Origin of the sequence: Massilia sp. DWR3-1-1 (genome assembly GCF_049898325.1) — a bacterium.
Lineage (GTDB): Bacteria > Pseudomonadota > Gammaproteobacteria > Burkholderiales > Burkholderiaceae_D > JAFCUW01.
In genome coordinates this window covers 1-2,056 of record NZ_JAFCXL010000063.1, presented here as the reverse complement: position 1 = coordinate 2,056, position 2,056 = coordinate 1, and the positions used below count along the sequence as shown (strand labels likewise).

The following is a 2,056-nucleotide window of genomic DNA, read 5'->3' as shown; positions in this document are numbered from 1 at the left end:
TGTCAGCAGCGGTTGTAAACTGATACACAGCAGCGATTGAAAACTGATACACCGATTTGAGAAGATGGCTGCTTTGCGGAGCAGCCTTGAAACCCAACGAGGTGTATGTGGAAATTCAGGTATTGAGCAAGCATGGGTTGAGTCTGCGGCGGATCGCCGCCGAGGTGGGCTGCGCGGTGAACACGGTGCGGCGGCACCTGGCGTTGAACTCGGTGCCGAAATACGAACGCAAGGTAAAACGGCCAAGCAAGCTGGCGCCATATGAAGCCTATCTACGGGAGCGGCAGACGGCAGCGCAGCCAAACTGGATACCGGCGAGCGTGTTGCACAATGAAATCGTCGAGCGGGGTTACCAGGGCGGCCTTAGCCAGTTGCGCGCGTTCATGCGCTCGCTGCGACCGACGTTGCCGGTTGCGCCGGTAGTGCGCTTCGAGACCGAGATGGGCGAACAGTTGCAGGTCGACTGGGTCGAGTTCCGCAAAGGCAGCGCGCCGCTGCATGCGTTCTGCGCCACGATGGGCTACAGCCGTGCCAGCTACGTCGAATTCGTCAGCGACATGAAGGTGGCCACGCTGATCGGCTGCCATGAGCGCGCCTTCGCCGCATTCGGCGGCGTGCCGCGCAAGGTCCTGTACGACAACATGAAGACGGTCGTCATCGAGCGCGACGTGTATGGCGAAGGGCTTCATCGGTACCATGCCGGCTTCCTCGACTTCGCCAAGCACAGCGGCTTCAGGATCAAGCTGTGCCAGCCGTACCGGGCCCAGACCAAGGGCAAGGTCGAGCGCTTCAACGGCTATCTGCGCAGGTCGTTTTACGTGCCGCTGGCAAGCCGTCTGGGCCAGAGTGGTTTGCAACTCGACGTCGTCACTGCCAACGTCGAGGTAACCCGCTGGCTGCGCGAGGTCGCCAACGAGCGGGTGCACGGCACGACGCAGGAGAAACCGTCCGAACGGATGGCAAATGAAGTGGCTCACCTTCAGGCATTGGCAGAGCCGTGGCGAGGCGATATCGCTGCCGCACGGCCGCAGACGGCGGCGCCGGAACCACCCGCACCGCGTCCCGCTATCGTGATCGAGCGCATCGCCGAAGTGGCGCCGGCGCAGCACCCGCTGGCGGTCTATGAACAGCTGTTAATGAACGTCACGCAGGGAGTGCCGGCATGAACCTGCAACACGAACGCATCACCGAGTTGTGCGAGGCGCTCAAGCTGTCCTTCGTGGGACAAAGCTACGGTCCCGCGGCCCAGCAGGCGGCCAAGGACGAGATGGCATACAGCGACTTCCTGGAGGCCTTATTACGCGAAGAAATGGCGGGACGAACAGTACGCAAGCAAACCATGATGACGCGCCTGGCCGGCTTCCCTGCGATCAAGACGCTGGAGCAGTTCAACTATGACTTCGCCAAGGGCGTCAAGCGCAGCCAGATCGAGGAGCTGGCCGGACTGGGCTTCATCGAGCGTCACGAAAACGTGGTGCTGGTCGGTCCTAGCGGCGTGGGCAAGACCCACTTGGCGATGGCGTTGGGCTACAAGGCGACTCAGGCTGGCATCAAGACGCGGTTCATGACGGCTTCCGACCTGTTGCTGACGCTGAGGACGGCGCACGCGCAAAACAGTTTGAAGACGGCGATGCATCGCGCCATCAAGACGTACCGGCTGCTCATCATCGATGAAATTGGCTACTTGCCGATGAACCGCGAACAGGCCAACCTGTTCTTCCAGGTGATCGCGGCGCTGTACGAAAAAGGCAGCCTGATCGTGACGAGCAACCTGCCGTTCGGCCAATGGGACGCGACGTTTGCGCAGGACGCAACGCTGACGGCGGCCCTGTTGGACCGCTTGCTGCACCATGCGCACATCGTGCCGATCGCCGGCGAAAGCTACCGGCTCAAGCACCAGCGGCAGGCTGGTACCGTCAAGGGCAACGGCGTCGGCAAGGCTGGCTGAACGAGTGATGAAAAGAGTGAATATCCAGCATGTGCTGGTGACGGAGGTGTATCAGTTTTAAATCGCTGCGAAGGCCAAAACTGTATCAGTTTTAAATCGCTGTTGACA

Annotated in this window: 2 protein-coding genes; both read left to right on the top strand. The window is 60.9% G+C overall.

Features of this window, described 5'->3' with window-relative positions:
• Positions 1 to 107 precede the first annotated feature (107 nt).
• Entirely contained in the window at positions 108 to 1,166 is a 1,059-nt protein-coding gene (istA, locus tag ACP7EY_RS23875; RefSeq protein WP_426197743.1) for an IS21 family transposase, read from the top strand.
• Positions 1,163 to 1,948, top strand: coding sequence for an IS21-like element helper ATPase IstB (gene istB / locus ACP7EY_RS23870; RefSeq protein WP_426197742.1), 786 nt, complete (start codon positions 1,163 to 1,165; stop codon positions 1,946 to 1,948). Before istA ends, istB begins: the two co-directional genes overlap by 4 nt.
• Positions 1,949 to 2,056: the final 108 nt, after the last annotated feature.